Here is a 20,836-nt window from a genome sequence, read left to right on the forward strand (position 1 = left end):
AATTATCACAGGTAAAGACAAGGTATTAGCTGATTTGAAATTCTAAAGAGATTTTTGCAACTATAAATAGGAGTTATATGATGAGCGAAGCTATTAATCCACAAGACATTGATCCACAAGACATACAACACAAATTTGAGCGTTGGTCTGCTCTACAGTCAAAATTATTACAGGCGCAGCAAGATTGGAGAGAGGCAGAAGCGCTACTGTCTGAGGTACAAGAGTATTATTTAAGTCCGCAGTGGATACAAGATCGTGAGGCTGATGTCACGATTAAGCACTCTGGTGAGGCTCATTCTATCTTTAGCGAAGACGGTATTTGGAATGCGATGACAGAGCATCAAGAGCAGGCGATTACTTGGATGCGCTTAGGGTTGGACGCTATCGACAAGTAAATCAAGGCGTTAGCACTTAGTGATTATCGGCCTGCGCGTTTGTTAGTGTTTATCAGATAAACGCCGCTTTACAAACCAACCAATAATAATGACAACGATAAGGATGCCAATACCTGTCGAGTAAGGGGCGAGCGTCGATTCAATAACCTCGTAGTTTTGGCCCATATAGTAACCCGCGAACGTCAGACCTGTCGTCCAAATGCTTGCACCAAGTGCGGAGAGCCCCAAAAACGGTAGCATCGGCATATTATTCATACCGGCAGGAATCGAGATGAACGAGCGGATACCAGGCACCATACGACCAAAGAATACCGCTTTTTTACCGTGCTTATCGAACCACTCATTGGTAGCTTTGATATCGTCAGGTTTTACAAAAACAAATTTGCCATATTTTTTGGTTAAGGCTATCAAGCGCTCTTCATTAAACACGCGGCCTAAATAGTACAGCGGTAACGCACCAAGTACCGCGCCAAGCGTCCCTGCTAGTATGGCAAGTATGAGATTAAGCTCACCATTTGAGGCGGCAAACCCAGCAGCAGGCATAATAACCTCGGAGGGAATAGGCGGAAAGACGTTTTCGGCAAACATGGCAAAGATAATGCCAAAGTAGCCAAACTTCGCCGTGATAGAGAGTACCCAGTCACTGATTTGACCCATAAAAAACCTTTATAATAGAATGAACAATATTGCTGCTAAGCCGAATCTTTAGGCAAAAGATACTAGCTCATCAGTGGTTTTTCAATTTAGAAGGTTTTACGCGCTGTGCAAGTTTCGTTAACGTATATCTAAATCATCAGCGTAGGCAAATAGCGCCGGCGCGCCTCCGGTATGCCAAAATAAGATGTTATCGGTTGCTTTGATTTGCTCGGTGGGTATCATTACATTGGGATTCTAGCCATTCGCTTAATTTAATAATATCATCCTGATTATTCCTTAATTCCTTGCAAACGAAGTAAAAGTTATCCCCTGTTAGAAATTCATGCATTGGAACTCTAACGATATTTTGTTTATAAGCATCATCCTGCATCATATAATTATTGGTAAGAGTAATACCCAGATTGTACCGTGCGGCTTCTATCGCTAATAGTACATGACTAAAATGATTTATCTTTATATCGCTTGGTAATTCAAATCCGCCTGCCTTACACCATCGCAGCCAATCCTCCGCTGTATTCTCGCTCGTATCTGCATATCTCACAGACAATATTGGATGCCGCCACAATGCGTCAGGAAGGGGTTTATCTCTTATTTTCTCCCAAAGCTTTTGACCACAAACAGGATATAAAGTTTCAGCAAATAAAAACTTACTGATGAAAGCATGTGGAGGAGGATCGACGGTGATATAACAATCGGCCCTTTGCTCATTATAATCAGAGGGATGATTAACCATATCTAAAGTAAGTTCTATTTCTGGATACTGTCTATAGAAGTCTTCTAGTCGAGGAATCAACCAATTCACTGCGACTGAACTGTACAGAGCTAAGCGTATACGCCCAGGTTTTCCATGTTTAATAATCTGACTACTATCTGAAAGTAGACCCAATGCGCCACTCACATCTGTGAAATAACGCTCACCAACCTCTGTCAACGAAAAGGTCCGGCCTTGCCTGTAAAACATTGCTTCCCCAAGATACTCTTCAAGGATGCGTATTTGGTGACTCACGGCACTTTGTGTCACATTGAGGCTTTCTGCTGCTTTTGAAAAGCTGTTAAGCCGTGCAACGGACTCGAAGCACTGTATTGCACGCAGCGGTGGTAAATCCATTATTACCTCAGGTAATACTAAATATGTTTTATATCATTATACATCATACTCTTACTTGAATATACTGCCTGACAGATCGTTAAATCAGCATGAACCCATTGGGGTTTTAACAGTTTCTGAATTCTGAATAGGGCGGGGAGGCTAAAAATGCCAAAGATGAGTGTTGCATTTGCCATGACGCTATTGGTACTAGGAAATATCATTGCGGTCTTCTCAGACGCCTTGATAAAGGCCTTGCCCTCTGAGACGGCGGTATATCAATTTATCCTGTTTCGTCAATGCACAGCGGTTTTAATGCTGTTGCCATTTTGCTTAATTAATAAAAAGAACAAGTTATTCAGTAATATAAAATGGCACTTTGTTCGTAGTCACGTGTGGTTATTGGGTGTGATATTTATGGTACTGTCTCTTCAAGCACTGCCTCTTGCGACTGCGAATGCTATTTTTTATGGCGCCCCTTTATTTGTATTACCACTGGGTTTTTTATTTTATAAAGACAGATTAAACTTTCCGACTATCGCAGCCTCTATATTAGGTTTTGCTGGTATCCTCGTTATTGTACAACCGAAACAGATCAATTTAGGGGCGGTGTTTGCCCTTATAGTGGCGGTAACCATGGCGCTAAACAATCTGTTAGTTCGTAAACTTCCACAACATCATACTGTCTATCAAACGCTACTTTTGACCAATTTATTAGGAATCCCATTCGCGCTTGGTTTGGCTATTTGGGAAGGACAGCCATTTGATTGGCGCTCATTGATTACGGCCGCCAGTTCAAATGTATTCATTTTGATTTATGCAGGTATATGCGTACAGGTGTATCGACACATTGAAGCGTACAAAGTCTCTAGTGCGGAATACTCAGGTTTAATAGGGGCGGTGGTGGTTGGAATCATATGGTTTAATGAAGTACCAAATATGACTTTGTTAGTAGGGTCTGCGCTGATTATCCTACCTTTGATATGGCTAGCTACTCTCGAATCTATGAGGTTTAGACAAAAAACTGGGTAGGATAATAGCTTTTAAAACCTAATCAATCTGATGTGTCATAAATAATAAGAAATAATAAAAGTTATGAATAAGACTAAAATGTTATTTAACGTTTACATCGGTTCATGCTTGACGAAACTGTAGATTACTTGTTAAACACTATAATAAGTCGGTTGCGCTGAATTCTGTGTAACTACCCTCTGACTTGTATTACTAATCTCTATTCCTGTATCAATGACTTTTAAACCGTTATTAATGCTTCTTAAATCATCGCCAGATAACTTCTCAGCGTAATCAGTAGTAAATCTACCTAAACTGTCTCCAAGCTCTCTAACGTGCTTCTGGACGCTATCATGGTTCATTAAAGTATCCAGTCCTTTGTAAGCAACCTCGTATTGCTTAGCTGTCAATCTAATAGTCCGATTGATATGTTGTTCTGCTAATGCTCTGTTCTCATCTGTTTTTTCACTATTATTTGCATATTTAGTCAGTGCAACTAGATAAGGTTGAGCTGTCATTATCGTTGCAGTCACTCTGCTAGTATCATTTCTACCTAATCTTGTTTGATACTGTTGTACCTGTTCAGCTCTTTGTTTGTCTACCTTAGCGATAAAATCATAAAAGTCTGCTGTAACGGTTTGATTGTGAGATCTTTCTTTTTGGTTATCTACTAATATGTTTATAGCAGCTAGGTTGTTTTGCATGACCTCAAGACTAAGCATATCAACGACTAGCTCGTGTTTCTCTAGATACTCTTTCTCAATCGTGTGAATACCTAGAGAGTGAGCAAATTCATTAAGTATGGCAATTTGTCGATAATCGAACTTCTCTGGGTAATGTTCCGATTTGTCGTTACGTCCTTTACGCAACCTCTTACTGTCGTGATTGCGCGTGAGGAGTCGGTAAGCTAGAACCTTTTTCTTGTCTAACGTATCAGCTTTGATTCTTCTAGTATTTTGTTCTGCTTCACTAGCGTATCGAGCTGCGTCTCTAGTTTTTTGATCAATTTGTCTTTTTCGCTCATGAAAGGCTCTTTCGTATTCGTTGTCGAAGGGGCTTGGGGCTGGTTTTGCTCGCTCTGTAATGCCTTGATTGATTTCCGCAGCAATATGTTCGCTTCTTCCAGCTCTTTTTGCGTTTGCAGTAACCCATTGTTTTGAGTGAGCAGCTCGCTTTGGTAGGTTTTCACATTTTTTAGCTGCCCACTCAAGGTTTGGTTCTGTGTCTTTAATGCGCTGTTCTGTGTCTCTAATAAGCTTTGGGAGGCTTTCAGTGTGGTCAGTTGCCCATTTAATGCCGTCGTCTGCTGATTTGATTCTGTTATTAACTGTGTTAATGCCGTTTGGTATTTTTTGGCAGCGCTCAGTTGCCCAAGTAATTCCTGATGTTGTGTCGATAATTCGTCGTTGCGTGCTGTCAGCTCGCTGTTTTGTATCTCCAATGAAGATTGGTAATCTTGTGTTTGTCTGAGTTGTCCAAGCAAGTCCGCGTCTAAGGGAGGTCGTTCGTTGCTCATGTTCTACTCCTTGTTGATGGTTTTTCTCAGCTACCATTTTGTTGCGTGCAATGATGGCCCGATTGATATTACCTTTCTCTGTAGTGATACCTAGGCGTTCCATGGCGGTTGCTTCAACGCCCATCTTAATCGTCGGTTGCTGGTCTAACTCCTGATCTTTATAGCTGCGAGCATCCATTAGGGGTAGGTTCTTCTCTGCCAAAATCACATTAGCGGTATCTACCCACATCTTACGAATACGTTTGATTTCTTTCATTGACGAGGGCAGATCGTGCGCCAAACGTTTTTTATTCGACCACTCAAAAGGGATTTTGAGCTTTGGGTCAAATGCCAAGGTTTTATTAGGACCAAGGGTAGGCGCTCGAGTGGTCACTAAAATATGGGCATGAAAGTTACGCGGATCAGGGTTTTCCTCCCCTTCGCGTAAGCGTTTCGAGCTAGGCTTAGCATCAGGATCAAATGGCAACTTCATCACCGGACGATGAATACACACATCCGCAATCACATCCATGTCATCAGCAAGCTTTTGAGCGAATTCTAGTGCTAGCGTATGGCGTTCTTTCTCAGACAACTCATAAGGCAGATTAATCAACCACTCACGCGCTACTCGACTATCCGATCGATTTTCTGCTGCCTCAGCCAAATTCCAAACCATTTCTCTGTCTACACTCACACCTAACGCCTTCAATGAAAGTGGTAGAACGATATCGGCACTCATTACTCCACGCTTTCTTGAATAGTCATGGATTTTTCCATACTTAACATCCTCCAAAATATCTCCAGCACGATAAGCTGCACACGCCACCGCTGATTGTCCTGCCTTTCGAGAAATTGCTTTAGTATCGAAATGCACCATGGTCATAAAGAGCGCCTCGTAGTTTGGTTTTTTGCCCCACGTCATTTTGTGGGGCATGGGGTTTGGGGTTTCCCCAACGAAGAAGGATTCAAAATTAAGATAGTAACGAAGTGAATAGATTGAATTTTGAGTCGTTGCTTCGCCCTTAGTCAGGGAGACTCAAACACCCTATACTAAAATATAATGGACTAGAGTTTAGATCGTTTTATGTTAACGGCTATAATGAAATATTGAATCATTATTTAGCACTTGTTATGGTTAGGAAAAATATTACTATAGAGAACAAAAGTTATGTCAGACTTCAACAAAAAACTGTCTGTATCTATTTTTAATAATCAAGATACTAACGACTTAAAAGAGCGAAAACGTTTAGAGGAGTTACAACGCCAAGCTAAAATCCAGCAAGTAAAGTTGGATAAACGACTGAACAAGCAGAAAATTTTGATGGGGGCATTTTTAGGTCAAGTATTGGCAAGTGACGGCGATGATGAAAAGATGATTCAGGATTACTTTGCGATGAATTTTCCGGACTTTCTTACAAGATCGTCTGATAGGTATTTATTTAAAAGTATGGTTGAGAGTTTGGGCGGTGATATGGGCTTGGATAAAGAGGTAGATCCGTTTGTGTTGAATACAAAAGAAAGTAAGCAAAAAGTTGTTGATCAAAGTGTCACTATTGAAGACAGTCAGGCTATAAACAATCAACAGCTGTCATTTGATGCTACTAATCATGAGGAACAGAATTCGCTATTAAACGAAAGTGGTTATTCTAACCACGCAAACAATCAGATTTATCGCGGATAGAAAAACATCTATCGAGAATCAAAAATTAGTATTAGTGAATATTGTGGCTAACTTAGAGCAGCTTAAGGAAATAAAGTGAACGTAACCCAAATAGAAGAAACCGTTAAGAAGTTAGCTTCAGATGTCCTTAGTAGTGCAGTTGACAAGGATCAGTTTATATACGAGTTGATGGCAGCTTATGGGCATAGAAAGACAACAGTAAGCCGTATCAAATCCGGTGAACGTAATCTAGCAAAGGTCGCAGGGGAAGTCAGGGCCAAGCGCCATATCTATTTCAAGCATAGTGATAGCAATAAAGTGTTCTCAGATATCGATGACATGAAGAAAGAGCCTTCTGTCACGCGAGAGAAGATACGCTTTATTATTGCAACTGATTTTAATCAGTTTGTAGCTATAGATACGCGTACTAATGACACACTTGATATTGAGTTTGGTGAGCTTGGTAAACATTTCGACTTTTTCTTACCTTGGGCCGGTATGGAAAAAGCCGTATATCAAGGTGATAATCCAGCTGATGTAAAAGCAGCTGAAAAAATGGCTAAGCTGTTTGATTTGATTAAAGCAGATAATTTCAGTGAAAAAAATAAGAATGATACTGCCGCACTTCATAGTCTGAACGTATTTTTAACTCGTTTACTCTTTTGTTTCTTTGCAGAAGATACGGGTATATTCGCGGACAACCAATTTAGCGGTGAGATTGAGTCTCATACCAAAGCAGATGGTTCTGATGTAGACAGTTACCTTAACCGTTTGTTTAAAGTCTTAAATACTAGCAAAGAAAATCGTCATGATTTACCAGATTATTTGGCCAAATTTGAATACGTTAACGGTGGACTCTTTGCTGACGCTATTGCTTCACCAAAGTTCTCTACCAAGTCTCGCAGAATGCTCATTGAATGCGGTAGCGAGCTAGATTGGTCAAATATCAATCCTGATATTTTTGGTTCTATGATTCAAGCCGTCGTACATCCTGATCAGCGTGGCGGTATGGGGATGCATTATACTTCTGTCATCAACATCATGAAGGTCATTGAACCACTGTTCTTGGATGATTTGTATGCAGAGCTGGAAAATATTGCAGAGAATATTGATGCAAAATTAAAACCTAGTCGTTTACGTAAATTGCATGATCGCATCGCTAATATCAAAATATTCGACCCAGCGTGCGGTTCAGGTAACTTCCTTATTATTGCCTTTAAAGAGCTTAGAAAACTTGAGATGGAAGTCATTAAGCTACGTCAAGAGCTAGTAAAAAACGGTCAGCAAGATGATTTCTTTGATGAAATTAGTCTAGATTCATCATTTTCACGAATTAGGCTTTCTCAATTCTATGGTATAGAGCTTGATGATTTTGCCCATGAGGTTGCTATTCTGTCTCTTTGGTTGGCTGAGCACCAGATGAATGTAGAATTTAAAGCCGAGTTTGGAGATTGTGCCCCATCCCTTCCTTTGAAAGCTTCAGGGGGGATCTTTCATGGTAATGCACTAAAGCTCGATTGGTTCGCGGCTTGTCCTCCACTAGAAAAGGAAGAAGTCTATATTATCGGAAACCCTCCGTATATAGGCTCTAAAAACCAAAATAAAGAACAAAAAGAAGATATGAAACAGTGCTTAAAAGAGCTAACAAATACTAAGGCTCTAGACTATATAGCATGCTGGTTCATAAAGGCCGCTCAGGTAATTAATAGTAAAAGTGCATTCGCCTTTGTGACAACGAACTCTGTATGTCAGGGAACTCAAGTACCGTTACTATGGAAAATTATCTTTAACTACAATGTAGAGATTTTCTTTGCTTACAAGGATTTTAAGTGGAGAAATAATGCAAAAAATAATGCAGGAGTTACTGTTAGCATTTTAGGTTTAAGGAAAGAGTCAAAAACATCTGTGAAAAAGTTTATCTTTGAGAACGAAATTCGACGTGAAGTCACCAATATAAACCCATACCTAATTGATTCAGATAATATTTTAATAGATAAAGCGGTGACTTCGATTTGTGACTTACCAAAAATGCAAGTTGGTAACGAACCTTATGATGGTGGCAACCTAATATTTACAGATAACGAGAAACAACAATTTATTGTTGGAAGTCCTACTTCTGAAAAGTATTTTAAGAAACTTGTGGGCTCAAATGAGCTTTTGAAAGGTACTTACAGATGGTGCCTATGGATTGAAGATGATGAGCTTGAAGAAGCTAAGAACATCCCTGAAGTAAATGCAGTAATTGATGCAGTACGTATATCACGAGAAAGTGGTGGGATGAATGCTAGAAGCTGCGCTCATAGACCTCATCAGTTCCGATGGGTAAACAGATCTAAAACCAATCAAATAGTAATTCCGTTAGTATCGTCAGAGCGTAGACCATATATACCTATATCTTTCATCGATAAAGAAACTATTATTACGAATTTGGGGCAAGTTATCTATGATGCTCCTATTTATATTTTTTCAATTATAAGTTCTCATATCCACATGACATGGGTTAGAGCTATAACTGGTCGATTAGAGAGTCGCATTCGTTATTCTTCTGGGATTTCTTATAATACATTTCCTGTACCTAATATTAGTTCAGGAAAACTAGCTCAACTAGAGATTGCAGCCCTTAATATCATTGAAGCTCGCGAAAGTTATTCAGAGCTAAATTTAGGAGACATGTATGATCCCAAAAAGATGCCTGATGAGGTGCGAAAAGCTCATGAAGAAAATGATAAGTTAGTTGATAGTCTTTATTCCTCTAAGGGCTTTAGCAATGACACAGAGAGGTTAGAGTGCTTGTTTTCACAGTATAAAAAAATAACAGGATGTCAAAGTGCCTAATTTAATACATTTCGAATACGCTCAAACAGGCGCTAGCTCAAACGAAAACTCTATGGGTATGCGATCAATGCAAGCACGAGCCTATGCTGCTAGAGGTAGCCAATACCTATTGCTAAAAGCGCCGCCTGCATCAGGTAAATCACGCGCGCTCATGTTCTTGGCACTGGATAAGCTACATAATCAAGGCATTAAAAAAGCCATTGTAGCGGTGCCAGAGCGATCTATTGGCGGGTCGTTTAGCTCTACAGAATTAAGTAAGTATGGTTTCTTTTGTGATTGGGAGATTGATGATAACAACAATCTATGCATTCCTGGTGGTGAAAGCAGTAAGGTCAAAGCGTTTAAGCGTTTTATGGCAAGCGATGACGAGATATTGATTTGTACACACGCTACCTTACGTTTTGCCTTTCAGGAAATAGAAGATAGCGTGTTTAATGACTGTTTGCTCGCTATTGACGAATTTCATCATGTGTCTGCCGATGGCGATAACGTCTTAGGTGGTGTGTTGCGTAGCATCATGGCAAATACCAATGCCCATATCGTCGCTATGACAGGCTCATACTTCCGTGGCGATAGCATCCCTGTGCTGACACCTGAAGATGAAGCTCAGTTTGATAAGGTTTCTTTTAACTATTATGAGCAGCTCAATGGTTATAACTATCTAAAGTCACTTGGTATTGGCTATCACTTTTATCAGGGTCGCTATACTGATGTCATTCATGAAGTGCTCAACTCAGAAGAGAATTATGGCAAAAAAACCATTATTCATATACCAAACGTCAACTCGGGTGAATCAACCAAAGAAAAATATGATGAGGTAGATGCTATTCTTGAAGTGCTGGGTGAGGCAGGAAAGAGGGACCCTGAAACAGGCGTTATTCCTGTAACAAGGCCTGATGGAACGGTCATTAAGGTCGCAGATTTAGTCGAAGAAAACGACCGAGATATTATCCAAAATTATTTACGTAATATGAATCACGTAGACGATATGGATATCATTATTGCTTTGGGTATGGCAAAAGAGGGTTTTGACTGGGAGTGGTGCGAGCACGCACTTACTGTTGGATATAGAAGTTCACTGACTGAAATTATTCAAATTATTGGTCGTTGTACTCGAGATAGCGAAAATAAAAGCCACGCCCAATTCACTAACCTTATCGCTCAACCTGACGCTGCAAACGACAACGTGACTATTGCTGTAAATAATATGCTTAAAGCTATCACTGGCTCTCTATTAATGGAACAAGTGCTTGCCCCTAATTTTAAGTTCAAAACAAAAAAAGATGGTGATTTTGAACCGACGCCACCAGGAACAATGAAAATAGGTGGTTTTAAAGAACCTAGCACCAAGCGCACTAAAGCTATCATAGAGTCTGATTTGGCTGACCTAAAAGCCGCTATCTTGCAAGATGATAAAGTTATTGCGGCCTCAGCAGGTAAAGTTGATCCTGAGGTAGTTAATAAGATTCTTATACCGAAAATCATTCAGAGAAAATACCCTGATTTAACTGAGGCTGAACTTGAAGAAGTCAGACAGCAAGTAGTAGTCGATTGTGCAATAAGCTCAGCAGAAGTAACTGAGCAAGGCGGTAAGAAGTTTATTCGTATGGCCGACAAGTTTATCAATATTGATGAGCTACATATTGACTTGATTGATCAGATCAATCCTTTTCAAAAAGCATTTGAAATACTTTCAAAATCCATCACGACAGATGTGCTTAAGCTCATCCAAGAATCTATTGAAACCACTCGTATTCAAATGGACTTTGAAGAGGCTAAATTACTGTGGCCTAAAGTTAAGCAATTTGTGCATGAAAAGGGTCGTGAGCCTGATTTGAATAGCTCAGATTTCAATGAAAAAAGACTTGCTGAATGTGTCATTTATATTAAGCAACAAAAACGCAAGAGAGTGCCTGCATAATGAGAAATGAAGAGTGGCAAGTGATAAAGTCTATGGAGTTAGATGATTGGCTAAGCTTCATTGATAGTGATGATGACTTAGGGCTTACGACGATTAAAGCAAAGTCGCGGGTACCTACAGCAGATGAGCACTTAGTCGCTAAATTCCAAGAGATAAGCGACTTTTACAACACTAATAAGCGTTTACCTGAAAATAATATGGCAAATATTAGTGAGCTTATGCTGTTCAAGCGTTTAGAGTCTATTAAGAACAACGATGAGCAGTGCCGTGCTTTAGTGGATTTTGATGAATTTAACCTGTTACCACTTACGCATGAAGTCACTGCACAAGAACCTGAACTGGTTGAAAGAGAGATCAATTCATTTGAAGATATCTTTGAAGATGATGATTTTGGCTTACTGGGTGACTCTGATCAGAGTATTTTTAACATCAAGCATATTAAGGCAGATAAACGAGCCAAAACTGACTTTGTCGCTCGCCGTAAATCATGTAAGGATTTTGATAAATATAAAGACCTATTTCCTATTGTTCAGAAAGAGCTCAACAGTGGTCAACGTAAGATTATTGAGTTTGATGATAAAGGTGAAAACTTAGTAGTTGGTGAGTTTTATATCTTGAGTGGCGTATTGCTTTATCTAGAGGAGGTAGAGTTCAGTAGTGATGCAAAAACAGTAAACGGTAAACGGTTTAGAAAGGACGGAAGAACACGCTGTATATTTGAAAATGGTACAGAATCAAATATGCTTTACCGTTCTCTTGCTAAGGCCCTTTATGCTGACGGTAAAATAGTCTCTCCTGTTGGTGAGTATTTTGCTGATATCAAAAATATCAACGAGGATGATGAGTCGGCTGGCTTTATTTATATTTTAAGCAGTCAAAGCCAAGACTCTCGCATCCAAGCCATACCCAATCTATTTAAAATAGGCTATTCACGCACACCAGTTAAAAAGCGTATTGCAAATGCTGCCAATGAGCCTACTTATTTAATGGCTCCAGTCGAAGTTGTTGCCAGCTATGAGTGCTATAACATGAATACGCAAAAGTTTGAAAACTTAGTACATACCGTATTTAAAGATGTTTGTATCGATGTTGAAGTTGCAGATTTGCAAGGTAATATGTGCAAACCTAGAGAATGGTTCAGTGTGCCTTTAGAGCAGATAAACACAGCGATTGATTTGATAGTGAGCGGGCAGATTGTAAATTATAGGTATAACTCGACTACTAAGAAGATAGAGCTATGCTGAAGAAACCGTACAACTAACTTGATAAACTAAGCGTATAAATTTGAGTTTACTATACCAAGAAGATCAGAACCTACAGTGCAGAATTTAAAGTTAGAGCAAACTATTCTACACAGCATAATGAAGCAGCCATATAAGCTATAGTTTGTATGGCTGTTTTATTTGTTAAATTCAGTGAGATGTTTTTCGTAAAATTTACTTGAGAAAATATAGGTAAAAACCTATTTCTATCCCACGGCACAGTAAGATCTAAAGTTATAAAAAACCTGCCAAATGCACGTAAAGTAAGACTCTCAGGATATTATTGCAAATTATACTATCCCACGATCTATCCCATCGTGGGATTAGACTCAAATTGCAGACATAAAAAAACCTGCTCGAAAGCAGGTCTAGTATAGGTTTGAGAACTTTTATCACTATCCGAAAATGGTGGGGCTGGAGAGACTCGAACTCTCACACCTTGCGGCGCCAGAACCTAAATCTGGTGCGTCTACCAATTCCGCCACAGCCCCATTTTCGTTACTCTATCATCAAAAGCGATTAAGTTCAAACGCTATCTAGACAGTTAACTGATTCGGTAGTGCGTCTCAGTGGTTGGCTATTATATAGAGTTTGAATTTTTGGTCAACCCCTATTTTCGATTATTTTTAATTATTTAACGAATATTTTTCAAAACATTTATAAATAATTGATAATAAAAACATTTTTATTTAAAGATTTTGCGGCTTAAATACCTATTTATTTGGTTTTTGCTATGACGAAATATCTAATTGCTGTAATTTGCGTGTCAGCGTATTACGTCCCCAGCCAAGTAGGTTAGCAGCGGCTATCTTTTTACCGCCACTGTGTTTAAGGGCGGCTGTCAGTAGGATGCGTTCAAATTCAGGCGTTGCCGTTTGCAAAATATCAGTTTCACCTTCTTGTAGTGACTGCTCAGCCCAAATAGCCAAGGCTTGCTGCCAGTTCTGACTCTCAAATTCTTCAGACAGAATATCAGCGCCAGCATGGTGGAGCGGGTCTTGTAGGGTTTCTTGTATCGATGCAGACGATTGTTGTGGCTTAAGTGGACTGTGCTCAAGCAATTCTGGTGGCAGATCATCAACCATGACCGTATCGCCAGTTGCCATGACAGTGAGCCACAAGCAAACGTTTTCAAGTTGGCGTACATTGCCGCGCCATTCAAAAGATTGCATCATCTGCATCGTTGCAGGATGCAGCTGCTTAGGTGTCGTATTCATTTGCTCAGCCGCGCGCTGCATAAAATAGGTGGCTAGGGCGGGGATATCTTCGCGCCGTGTGCGCAGAGGCGGTAATGGAAGGCGAATGACATTTAAGCGATAAAACAGATCCTCACGGAATCGACCCAGTTTGACCAGCTCTTCTAGATTTTGATGGGTAGCAGCGATGATGCGCACATCTACTTTGACCGGCTGCTGTCCACCTACTCGATAAAACTCTCCATTGGCCAATACCCGCAGTAGACGCGTTTGCGTGCTAAACGGCATATCTCCAATTTCATCTAAAAACAACGTCCCTCCGTTTGCTTGTTCAAAACGGCCTTGGCGTGTTGTGGTGGCTCCTGTAAAAGCACCTTTTTCATGACCGAATAACTCTGATTCAATCAGATCATGCGGAATGGCTGCCATATTAAGAGCGATAAATGGTTGTTGTTTACGAGGTGAATGCTGATGCAAAGCGCTAGCCACCAATTCTTTACCTGTCCCTGACTCTCCTGTAATCAAGACGGTAATAGGTGAGTGCGCGAGTCTACCAATGGCACGAAACACGGTCTGCATGGCTTGCGATTGCCCAATAATTCCACTGGGATTACTTTGTGCCTGAGATTGGATTTGGGATTGATCTTGAGTATCAGCATCAGCTTTGATCTCAGGTTGATTGCGAGCAGGTTTATGCGTTTTAGCCGCTGGACGAGTGGTGTTAATAGGTTTTGTTGTTGCCTCTAATGTGGCCGCTTTATTGGATGCATTATCAGGAGCGTTATCGATATCAGATCCCGTGACACTGGAGTTCGTCGATCTGTTCGGTTGATAATTGATGGCTTTATAAATCGTTGCGACAGCATCGTCTAAGTCAAAGGGCTTAGGAAGGTATTCAAAGGCGCCTGTTTGATAGCTGTTGATTGCAGAAGTCAGGTCTGAATGCGCCGTCATAATGACGATGGGAAGCTTAGGAAAATGTCGGTTTACCCAATCACTAAATGACAAGCCATCCATCATTGGCATGCGAATATCTGTCAATATCACGTCTGGCAATGGCTCGGCCGATTCTGGCTGCTGCAAGATATCATTGAGACGTGTCCATGCTGCTTGCGCTTGTGTAAAGCTAATAACCGTCAGTCCAGCATCTTCAAAAGTATCAGCCAATATCAAACGCAAGGCAGCATCATCGTCAATAAGCCATAAAGTGGCAGAGTAGTTATCAGCAGAATTGTTGATGGTGACTTTTTCGGTTTGAGCCTTAGCCCTTTGATCGTTAGCCTTTTGAGAGTTCAAGGCTTGATTGTCTGGCGTTTGATGATCAAAATTTTGCTCGCTTGATGAGTCGTTATCGCTTTTAGGGTTATGCGTGTGGTTATAGTCAGTCATGTATCAGGCCTAATGAGCAATGAGTTGATTCAGGTTTGTGATTGAGTGGTGAGTCAATGAGTTAAGCTTTAATACCATTTAATATTTAATGCCATTTAAACTTTAACCGTATTTACATCTCAACGATTGGTTGGTTAAACGGTAGATAAAGCGTAAAGCGGGTTTGGCCTTGGCTATTGTTGAGACGGCCATGAGAGCTTTTTGATTGTGTGGAGCTGACATCAATCATACCATGATGATGGCTGATAATATCTTGCACAATGGACAATCCAAGTCCCGTCCCTGCTGCACGGCTGGTCACCATCGGAAAAAATATCTGCCCGATGAGTGCTGGATCAATTCCTGAGCCATTATCGGTAATGTTCACTTGTAGTACTTGTTTATGCTGCTGCCCACTGATGGTGTGCTGAAAAGCCACGCGCGTTTGAATATGCAACGTCGGTTGGTAATCATCATTGCTACTATTGTGCGCCTGTGAAGTTGCAGATTGAGCGTCGGCCAACTCTTTTTGCTGCAATGTTTGGGCAAACTCTGTCATGGACTCGCAAGCATTGTTGATCAAATTTAAAAATACTTGAATCAGCTGATCTTTGTCCGCCTGCAACTCTGGTAATGATAAGTCATAATCACGTTGTAATATGACTTCTGGATATTGATTAAGCACTAAGGTTATGACGTGTTCCAATGGTTCATGGATATTCAGTACCTGCCAATTAGGCAGCTGATTCGAGCCAAGAAATTGCCCAATAAGATGCGTCAAACGATCCGTTTCCGAAATAATAATATCAGTATAGTTGCGAAGTTTTTCCGCAGTTTTTTGCAAATTGTGATTGGGACTCAATACAGGGGTCGATTGAGCAGTAGTATCAGACAATTGAGAACTGAAAGTAGCGGTGTCACTAAAGGTGATGAATTTTCGCTGTAGCAATTGCGCCGCACCGCGAATACCAGCAAGCGGATTTTTGATTTCATGTGCGACCGAGCGTAGCATATTTCGAGCGACGCTATATTGTTGCTGCTGGCGTTGTTCTTCTGAGATACGGCTTTGGCGATCCTTACCCCACATCTCAATGATAAAGTAATGCTGCTGTTCATAGATAACAGGCGTTACGCTATAGTCGACTGACAACGGCAAATTACCATTTAAAGGCGTATTTATCATGTGATCGTGATCGATAAAAGGCTGCTGATAATGCTTTGCCTGCGTAAAACGCTCGGTCAAAGAGCAAGTGGGTTCACCTTCTTGATCTTCAATTGAAGTATGATCTTTTGACGTTGAATCCTCTGTAACCAATAATGTCAATATAGACTGGTTGAGCAATCTGCCACTACTGATCGCAAGTAACTGTTCAGCTTGCGCATTTAACCAAATAATAGACAGTGCATCATTGACCCATAAAATAGACGTAAACAAATGCTGTGATAAAAACGCTAAGTCAGGTGTCAGTTTTGCTTGGGTCAAATCGCTTGTCATAGATAATGCCTAATGAAGTGCTGCATAAATTAAAAAGGGCTTGATATAATATTTAACCACAAATCAACAGTATAGAGCGGCAAAACTGGCGATTTTTGCAAAAAAAACGTACAATGCGCACAGCCAATTATCTCAAGCAAGGTCAGCCATGTCCAAAACTTCTACCGAGTCGGTAAATACGACTACGATCACCTCACCGTCAGCGTCTACTGCTCCTAATAATACAGCCACTATATTCAATCCTGCTAAGCCTACGATGGCACAAGCGCAAGGGTCGTCAGACAGTAGCCAACCTTACCATCATAAAGCCAATCACAACCAAAACCGTAGTATTGTGCAAAGCAGTGACGCCGCCTCGACGGCAGCAACGGCTCATGCGCCAGTGAGCGCCGCACCAAAGATTGGTTTTGTATCGCTAGGTTGCCCAAAGGCACTGGTAGACAGTGAGCGCATTATTACAGAGCTTAGCCGTGATGGTTACCAAGTTGCAAGCGACTATGACGGTGCAGATTTGGTCGTGGTCAATACATGTGGTTTTATTGAATCCGCAGTACAAGAATCGCTTGACGCCATTGGTGAAGCCATTAGTAAAAACGGTAAAGTGATTGTCACAGGCTGTCTTGGCAAAGAAGCAGAAAAAATCCGTGAAATGCATCCAGCTGTGCTCGCTGTGACGGGTGCTCATGCTTATGATGAAGTCATTACTGCAGTGGCGCAGCACGTGCCTCGCCCCAATCGCAGCTTGGATGCCAACTATGACCCAAAAATAGATTTGATCAATGAAGCAGGCATAAAATTAACGCCAAGTCATTACGCTTACCTAAAGATTTCTGAAGGATGTAACCACCGTTGTACCTTCTGTATCATTCCAAGCTTACGTGGTGATTTGGTCTCGCGTCCGATTGACAATGTCATGAATGAAGCGTTAGCACTTAAAAAAGCAGGCGTGAAAGAGCTGTTGATCATTTCACAAGATACCTCTGCCTACGGTCTCGACTTAAAGTATAAGACCAGCTTTTGGAATGGTATGCCACTAAAGTCTAAGTTTTATGACTTGTGCCAAGCTTTGAACGACTTAGGAATTTGGGTGCGCTTGCATTATGTCTATCCTTATCCGCATGTAGACAAAGTTGTTGAGCTGATGGGCGAAAAAAAGCTGTTGCCGTATTTGGATATTCCGTTCCAGCATGCCAGTCACAGCATTTTAAAAGCCATGAAACGTCCTGCCCATAGCGAAAATACGTTGGCACGCATCAAAGCATGGCGTGAGATTTGTCCAGATATCGTGATTCGTTCAACCTTCGTCGTCGGCTTCCCTGGCGAAACAGAAGAAGATTTCCAGTGTTTGCTTGATTGGCTGGTCGAAGCCCGTCTCGATCGCGTTGGTGCGTTTACGTATTCTGAAGTCGAAGGTGCCGTTGCCAATGATTTGCCAAATCATGTACCTGAGGCGATTAAGCAATCTCGTTATGAGCGCTTAATGGCATTACAGCAAGAGATATCGGCACAAAAGCTACAAGAGAAAGTTGGCAAGACCTTGATGGTATTGGTTGACGAGATTGATAGCGACGAAAATATCGCGATTTGCCGTAGCTACGCTGATGCGCCAGAGATTGATGGCCATGTCTATGTGGATGATATTACCGATCAGGTAAAAGTGGGTCAATTCCTAACAGTCACTATTGATGATGCAAGTGAATATGACTTATTTGCCAGTTATCAAGGTTAACACTGACTATAATATGCGAGTGAAAATTGCCCAAGGGCGGGCAGTTTTTGCTACAATTAGCGCAATTTAGCCTGCTTCATATGCCATCAGCCAGTATGGCGTTGCGGGCAGACGCTATTTGTACTTTACCCATGATTGTAATTATAATTTAATACTAACAAGGTGACCTCATGTCTGACAAAAATCCACGTTACTCCCGTATCTTGTTGAAACTCTCTGGTGAAGCTTTGGCCGGCAGTAAAGACATGGGTATTGATACCGAAGTACTCGATAAAATGAGCTTATCCATCGCCCACTTGCGCGGACTTGGCGTGCAAGTTGGCATCGTCGTTGGTGGCGGTAACTTGTATCGCGGCGCACAGTTGCAAAAAGAAGGCTTGGTTGGCCGTGTGACAGGTGATCAAATGGGTATGCTCGCGACAGTCATGAATGGACTTGCCATGCGTGATGCCCTTGAGCGTCGTAATATCAAGACGCGTTTGATGTCAGCATTGCCAATCGGTGAAGTTACTGAAAGCTATAGCAGTCGTAATGCGATTCGCTATCTTAAAAACGGCGAAGTTTGCATTTTTGTGGCAGGCACAGGCAACCCATTTTTTACTACTGATACCGCTGCTTGCTTACGCGGCATTGAAATTGAAGCGGGTCTCATTTTAAAAGCGACCAAAGTAGATGGCGTTTATGATAAAGACCCAAGTCTACATTCTGATGCCAAAAAGTACGACGGCTTAACGTTTGATGAAGTGTTAGAGCAAAAATTGGGCGTGATGGATTTGACCGCCATTGCCTTATGCCGTGAGCACAATGTACCGCTACAAGTATTTGATATGAATAAGCCCAATGCTTTATTGAATGTCATTATGGGCGAAAATGAAGGCACGCGCGTTTATCATTAATACGAGTGATGACTCTTGTTGTAATAAATACCCAAATAACTTTTTATAACCAACAATAATGAATGATTTGTCGGTAGCGATAAATAAGGATACATGATGATTAAAGAGATTAAGCAAGACGGCGAAGCGCGCATGCAAAAAACGCTAGAAGCGCTTGAGAGTACCTTTAGTAAAGTACGTACTGGCCGTGCACATCCAGGTATGTTATCTGGTGTGATGGTCAGTTATTATGGCGCACCTACGCCATTGAACCAAGTTGCTAGCGTAAACGTAGAAGATTCGCGCACGCTATTGGTCCAGCCATTTGACCGCACCATGGTACAAGCGGTAGACAAAGCGATTCGTGAAGCAGATTTGGGTCTGAACCCAATGACAGCTGACGTGATTCGTGTACCAATGCCAGCGTTGACAGAAGACACACGCCGCGACATGCAAAAACTTGCCCGCGGAGAAGCTGAGAGCAGCCGTGTTTCTATTCGTAATATTCGCCGTGATATGATGAATGACATCAAAGAGTTGGCAAAAGAAAAAGAAATCTCAGAAGATGATGAGCGCCGCGCCAGTGACGATATTCAAAAAATCACTGACAAGTATATCGATACCATCGATAGTCGTCTGAGCAAAAAAGAAAGCGATTTGATGGAAGTATAAAACGGGTCAGCTTATTATTTTTGACATAACCCGTTGAGTAATATTTCTACCGTTAAGCAGCCAATGTGCGAGTGCTATTGGCTGCTTATTATTGTGTCGACTGTTTGATAGCATACTGTTTGATACTATCATGTCAGCATGACTTTTTGATCTTACTCAACGCATCAGCAAACGTGTTTTTGAATACTTGGCCCATCATATCTTATCGATGATAGACATATATGCTCTAATGAGGCATTTATGATAAGTTCATGAATTGTCCGTATGGCGCTTTTTAACGGCGCCAGTCCACGTTATTATTATCTTACTTCAACAATAAGCAAGTTTTCTTATGTCCTCTTCAGTTTTTTTGGCTCCTGACATTCTTCCACGCCATATCGCCATTATTATGGATGGTAATAATCGTTATGGTAAAGCCAATGATTTGGCAAAAGGTCAAGGACATGTCGCTGGCAAAGATGCCTTAGATCCTATTGTTGAGTATTGCGTCGAAACAGGTATCGAAGTACTGACTGTATTTGCCTTTTCTAGCGAAAACTGGCAACGCCCGCCCAGCGAAGTGGCACTGCTCATGCAGCTGCTATCATCAACCATCTATGAGCAAATACCGCGTATGAATGAGTACCGTATTCGCTTACGTTTTATTGGTGATCGCAGTCAGCTCAGCGATAGTTTGCAGGCATTGATGGCGGATGCAGAAGAAAAAACAGCAAACTTTGAAGCCATGACGTTGGTCATTGCTATCAGTTATGGTGGACAGTGGGATATTGCCCATGCTGCAAAACAGCTGGCCAAGCAAGTCCAAGCAGGACAGTTACAGGCTGAAGAAGTCAACGAAGAGCGGCTTGGTGAGTATGTGCAGTTGGCAGATGGGCCAGCGGTAGACATGTTGATACGGACGGGCGGTGAGTATCGCCTCTCCAATTTTTTATTGTGGCAATCTGCTTATGCAGAGCTGTTTTTTACCCAAACGTTGTGGCCAAACTTTGGGGCGGAGGAGCTGTCTACTATGGTAACCGAATTCGCTCAGCGTCAACGCCGCTTTGGTAAAACCAGCGAACAAATAGTGATAGAGCAGCAGCCTCGTTAATGTCGTGACGCTTTTGAGGATTTATCAGTGCTTTTATAAGTAAGTACTTTTATAAACAGGTGCTTTTATAAATAAGCATCTCATAAAT

At 41.3% G+C, this 20,836-nt stretch carries 15 protein-coding genes and 1 tRNA gene; 10 read left to right on the top strand and 6 right to left on the bottom strand.

Annotation, left to right across the window (positions count from 1 at the left end; translation table 11 throughout):
* Positions 1 to 77 precede the first annotated feature (77 nt).
* Positions 78 to 395 (top strand): DUF4298 domain-containing protein, encoded by a 318-nt coding sequence (locus CZ794_RS08050; protein ID WP_226945179.1) that lies wholly within the window; start codon positions 78 to 80, stop codon positions 393 to 395.
* A 42-nt stretch (positions 396 to 437) separates the two neighbouring features.
* On the opposite strand, the gene CZ794_RS08055 is transcribed toward CZ794_RS08050, so the two are convergent.
* Both CZ794_RS08055 and CZ794_RS08060 read right to left on the bottom strand, forming a co-directional pair.
* Positions 438 to 1,052: a DedA family protein gene (locus tag CZ794_RS08055; protein WP_058025961.1), complete on the bottom strand. Its 615-nt coding sequence runs from the start codon at positions 1,050 to 1,052 to the stop codon at positions 438 to 440.
* A gap of 187 nt (positions 1,053 to 1,239) precedes the next feature.
* A complete protein-coding gene (locus tag CZ794_RS08060) occupies positions 1,240 to 2,160 on the bottom strand; it encodes a LysR substrate-binding domain-containing protein (RefSeq protein ID WP_087041102.1) in 921 nt (306 codons plus the stop codon).
* A 147-nt stretch (positions 2,161 to 2,307) separates the two neighbouring features.
* On the opposite strand from CZ794_RS08060, the gene CZ794_RS08065 reads away from it, so the two are divergent.
* Positions 2,308 to 3,171 carry a DMT family transporter gene (locus CZ794_RS08065; protein WP_087041103.1) on the top strand — a complete coding sequence of 288 codons (864 nt, stop codon included), beginning with the start codon at positions 2,308 to 2,310 and terminating at the stop codon, positions 3,169 to 3,171.
* Between the two features lie 131 nt (positions 3,172 to 3,302).
* Here the strand turns inward: CZ794_RS08065 and CZ794_RS08070 are convergent, their stop codons facing one another.
* Positions 3,303 to 5,528, bottom strand: a complete 2,226-nt coding sequence (locus CZ794_RS08070; RefSeq protein ID WP_179207275.1) for a MobA/MobL family protein — start codon at positions 5,526 to 5,528, stop codon at positions 3,303 to 3,305.
* A 285-nt stretch (positions 5,529 to 5,813) separates the two neighbouring features.
* Here CZ794_RS08070 and CZ794_RS08075 point away from each other — a divergent pair, with 285 nt between their 5' ends.
* The 4 genes from CZ794_RS08075 (at position 5,814) to CZ794_RS08090 (ending at position 12,305) form a co-directional block, all read left to right on the top strand.
* A complete protein-coding gene (locus tag CZ794_RS08075) occupies positions 5,814 to 6,326 on the top strand; it encodes a hypothetical protein (protein ID WP_087041105.1) in 513 nt (170 codons plus the stop codon).
* Positions 6,327 to 6,401: 75 nt separating this feature from the next.
* On the top strand, positions 6,402 to 9,140 hold the full coding sequence (locus tag CZ794_RS08080) for a DNA methyltransferase (RefSeq protein ID WP_087041106.1): 2,739 nt from the start codon (positions 6,402 to 6,404) through the stop codon (positions 9,138 to 9,140).
* Positions 9,133 to 11,061 carry a DEAD/DEAH box helicase gene (locus CZ794_RS08085; RefSeq protein ID WP_087041107.1) on the top strand — a complete coding sequence of 643 codons (1,929 nt, stop codon included), beginning with the start codon at positions 9,133 to 9,135 and terminating at the stop codon, positions 11,059 to 11,061. Before CZ794_RS08080 ends, CZ794_RS08085 begins: the two co-directional genes overlap by 8 nt.
* Positions 11,061 to 12,305 carry a GIY-YIG nuclease family protein gene (locus tag CZ794_RS08090; protein ID WP_256958924.1) on the top strand — a complete coding sequence of 415 codons (1,245 nt, stop codon included), beginning with the start codon at positions 11,061 to 11,063 and terminating at the stop codon, positions 12,303 to 12,305. The genes CZ794_RS08085 and CZ794_RS08090 overlap by 1 nt, the downstream gene beginning before the upstream one ends.
* 424 nt (positions 12,306 to 12,729) lie before the next feature.
* Here CZ794_RS08090 and CZ794_RS08095 read toward each other — a convergent pair.
* The 3 genes from CZ794_RS08095 to CZ794_RS08105 all read right to left on the bottom strand — a co-directional run bounded on the left by CZ794_RS08095 (position 12,730) and on the right by CZ794_RS08105 (position 16,382).
* A tRNA-Leu gene (locus tag CZ794_RS08095) sits at positions 12,730 to 12,814 on the bottom strand.
* Between the two features lie 240 nt (positions 12,815 to 13,054).
* Positions 13,055 to 14,908 (bottom strand): sigma 54-interacting transcriptional regulator, encoded by a 1,854-nt coding sequence (locus CZ794_RS08100; protein ID WP_087041108.1) that lies wholly within the window; start codon positions 14,906 to 14,908, stop codon positions 13,055 to 13,057.
* 112 nt (positions 14,909 to 15,020) lie between these two features.
* A complete protein-coding gene (locus CZ794_RS08105) occupies positions 15,021 to 16,382 on the bottom strand; it encodes a nitrogen regulation protein NR(II) (protein WP_087041109.1) in 1,362 nt (453 codons plus the stop codon).
* 148 nt (positions 16,383 to 16,530) lie between these two features.
* On the opposite strand from CZ794_RS08105, the gene rimO reads away from it, so the two are divergent.
* The 4 genes from rimO to uppS all read left to right on the top strand — a co-directional run bounded on the left by rimO (position 16,531) and on the right by uppS (position 20,748).
* On the top strand, positions 16,531 to 18,111 hold the full coding sequence (gene rimO, locus CZ794_RS08110; RefSeq protein WP_087041110.1) for a 30S ribosomal protein S12 methylthiotransferase RimO: 1,581 nt from the start codon (positions 16,531 to 16,533) through the stop codon (positions 18,109 to 18,111).
* A 170-nt stretch (positions 18,112 to 18,281) separates the two neighbouring features.
* A complete protein-coding gene (gene pyrH, locus CZ794_RS08115; RefSeq protein WP_087041111.1) occupies positions 18,282 to 19,007 on the top strand; it encodes a UMP kinase in 726 nt (241 codons plus the stop codon).
* Between the two features lie 96 nt (positions 19,008 to 19,103).
* The gene (gene frr, locus CZ794_RS08120) at positions 19,104 to 19,658 is read left to right on the top strand and encodes a ribosome recycling factor (protein ID WP_087041112.1); all 555 of its coding nucleotides are present in this window, start codon (positions 19,104 to 19,106) and stop codon (positions 19,656 to 19,658) included.
* A 331-nt stretch (positions 19,659 to 19,989) separates the two neighbouring features.
* Positions 19,990 to 20,748 (top strand): polyprenyl diphosphate synthase, encoded by a 759-nt coding sequence (uppS, locus tag CZ794_RS08125; protein ID WP_087041113.1) that lies wholly within the window; start codon positions 19,990 to 19,992, stop codon positions 20,746 to 20,748.
* Positions 20,749 to 20,836: the final 88 nt, after the last annotated feature.

This window comes from Psychrobacter sp. JB385, assembly GCF_900163785.1.
Lineage (GTDB): Bacteria > Pseudomonadota > Gammaproteobacteria > Pseudomonadales > Moraxellaceae > Psychrobacter.